This is a genomic window from Parafannyhessea umbonata (assembly GCF_900111255.1).
Taxonomy (GTDB): domain Bacteria; phylum Actinomycetota; class Coriobacteriia; order Coriobacteriales; family Atopobiaceae; genus Olsenella_J; species Olsenella_J umbonata_A.
In genome coordinates this window covers 1-3,047 of sequence record NZ_FOGP01000012.1, presented here as the reverse complement: position 1 = coordinate 3,047, position 3,047 = coordinate 1, and the positions used below count along the sequence as shown (strand labels likewise).

Sequence of the window (3,047 nt, the reverse complement as noted above, 5' to 3'; positions counted from 1 at the left end):
GCCCCGCCCGCCGATTCCGCGTTGCCCGAGGGGCCGAAATGTATAGGAGTTGTGGAGGCCGCGATTCCCGGCCCCACGGGGCCGGAAGGTGCGTATAGTTATCTCTCGCGCCGCAGCGGGGCGAGGAGCTCCGGGCGACGCGGCGGACCTTGAAAACCGGATACTGCGATCGAAAGATCGACGAAAGACAGCACAAGCGAAGTTCGAATTTACGAACAGTCAATTCAAACCAAGCGAATCCAGATCAGCGGGATCCAGAGACGGACCTGTCTCCTTTTTCACTCGTGACCGGCCTCGGCCGGTGGCATTTGAACGGAGAGTTCGATCCTGGCTCAGGATGAACGCTGGCGGCGCGCCTAACACATGCAAGTCGAACGGTTAAAGCACCTTCGGGTGTGTATAAAGTGGCGAACGGCTGAGTAACACGTGGGCAACCTGCCCCTCGCACAGGGATAGCCTCGGGAAACCGTGGTTAATACCTGATACTCCGGGACCCCCGCATGGGGGACCCGGGAAAGCTCCGACGGCGAGGGATGGGCCCGCGGCCTGTTAGCTTGTTGGCGGGGTAACGGCCCACCAAGGCAATGATGGGTAGCCGGGTTGAGAGACCGACCGGCCAGATTGGGACTGAGACACGGCCCAGACTCCTACGGGAGGCAGCAGTGGGGAATCTTGCACAATGGGCGAAAGCCTGATGCAGCGACGCCGCGTGCGGGACGAAGGCCTTCGGGTTGTAAACCGCTTTCAGCAGGGACGAGGCCGCAAGGTGACGGTACCTGCAGAAGAAGCCCCGGCTAACTACGTGCCAGCAGCCGCGGTAATACGTAGGGGGCAAGCGTTATCCGGATTCATTGGGCGTAAAGCGCGCGTAGGCGGCCTGTTAGGTCGGGAGTTAAATCCGGGGGCTCAACCCCCGCCCGCTCCCGATACCGGCGGGCTTGAGTCTGGTAGGGGAAGGCGGAATTCCAAGTGTAGCGGTGGAATGCGCAGATATTTGGAAGAACACCGGTGGCGAAGGCGGCCTTCTGGGCCACGACTGACGCTGAGGCGCGAAAGCTAGGGGAGCGAACAGGATTAGATACCCTGGTAGTCCTAGCCGTAAACGATGGACACTAGGTGTGGGGGGATGTGCCCTCCGTGCCGCAGCCAACGCATTAAGTGTCCCGCCTGGGGAGTACGGCCGCAAGGCTAAAACTCAAAGGAATTGACGGGGGCCCGCACAAGCAGCGGAGCATGTGGCTTAATTCGAAGCAACGCGAAGAACCTTACCAGGGCTTGACATATAGGTGAAGCGGCGGAAACGCCGTGGCCGAGAGGAGCCTATACAGGTGGTGCATGGCTGTCGTCAGCTCGTGTCGTGAGATGTTGGGTTAAGTCCCGCAACGAGCGCAACCCTCGTCGCATGTTGCCAGCGGTTCGGCCGGGCACCCATGCGAGACCGCCGGCGTCAAGCCGGAGGAAGGTGGGGACGACGTCAAGTCATCATGCCCCTTATGTCCTGGGCTGCACACGTGCTACAATGACCGGCACAATGGGCTGCCACTGCGCGAGCAGGAGCGAATCCCCAAAGCCGGCCCCAGTTCGGATTGGAGGCTGCAACCCGCCTCCATGAAGTTGGAGTTGCTAGTAATCGCGGATCAGCACGCCGCGGTGAATGCGTTCCCGGGCCTTGTACACACCGCCCGTCACACCACCCGAGTCGTCTGCACCCGAAGTCGTCGGCCCAACCCGCAAGGGAGGGAGGCGCCGAAGGTGTGGAGGGTAAGGGGGGTGAAGTCGTAACAAGGTATCCGTACGAGAACGTGCGGATGGATCACCTCCTTTCTAGGGAGAATCACCTCTTCTAGAGAAGACATACACTTACACGGACGGGTCCCGTCCATTCCCGCTGAAGCCTGCCTTTCGTCGCGCGAGAGCGCGCAGTGTCCGGTCTCCAGGGCCCCGCCCTGCCGTACCTTGAGAGCTGCATAGCGTGACAAAGACGATATTTTTCTTTTTCAAGAAGATCGCATCTGATCGCACCGGCGGCCAGTCCGCCGGAGTGTATGTATGTACCGGACCATCGAAGAGAAGATGGTAAGGGCACACGGTGGATGCCTTGGCACAGGAAGCCGACGAAGGACGTGACAAGCTGCGATAAGCCACGGTTAGGAGCACATATCCGCTTGACCCGTGGATTTCCGAATGGGCGAACCCGGCGGGAGTCATTTCCCGTCGCCCCGCGCTGAACACATAGGCGCGGCGGAGGTAACCCGGGGAACTGAAACATCTAAGTACCCGGAGGAAGAGAAATCAAACGAGATTCCCCTAGTAGTGGCGAGCGAACGGGGACATAGGCCAAACCGTCGGCCGCTTCGGCGCCGGCGGGGTTGTAGGGCCACTCATCGCGCAGTTACAAAACCTCGTGGAAGCGGAACGGCCTGGGAAGGCCGGCGAGACAGGGTTAGAGCCCCGTACGCGAATCCGCGAGGACTGCCGAGTGGTTCCTGAGTACTGCCGGACACGTGAAACCCGGTGGGAACCTGGGGGGACCACCCTCCAAGCCTAAATACTCTCCTGTGACCGATAGTGGACAAGTACCGTGAGGGAAAGGTGAAAAGCACCCCGGGAGGGGAGTGAAATAGTACCTGAAACCGTGTGCCTACAAGCAGTCGGAGCAGTGCTTGCACTGTGACGGCGTGCCTTTTGTAGAATGAGCCAGCGAGTTACGGCGTGTGGCGAGGTTAAGCTAGCAAGCGAGCCGCAGCGAGAGCGAGTCTGAACAGGGCGTTCAGTCGCACACCGTAGACGCGAAGCCGGGTGAGCTATCCATGGGCAGGCTGAAGCGGGGGTAAGACCCCGTGGAGGGCCGAACCCACTTAGGTTGAAAACTGAGGGGATGACCTGTGGATAGGAGTGAAAGGCCTATCAAACCCGGAGATATCTCGTTCTCCCCGAAATAGCTTTAGGGCTAGCCTCGGACGTTTACCTGCGGAGGTAGAGCACTGAATGGTTGCGGGGGCCTCACCGCCTACCAAGACCAATCAAACTCCGAATGCCGTAGGTCC

2 rRNA genes are annotated in these 3,047 nt (G+C 60.2%); both read left to right on the top strand.

From position 1 onward, the window contains the following. Positions 1–309: 309 nt before the first annotated feature. Positions 310–1,824: ribosomal RNA gene (locus BMY31_RS08730) — 16S ribosomal RNA — on the top strand. Positions 1,825–2,066: 242 nt separating this feature from the next. After that, positions 2,067–3,047 (top strand): 23S ribosomal RNA (locus BMY31_RS08725); the annotation flags it as partial.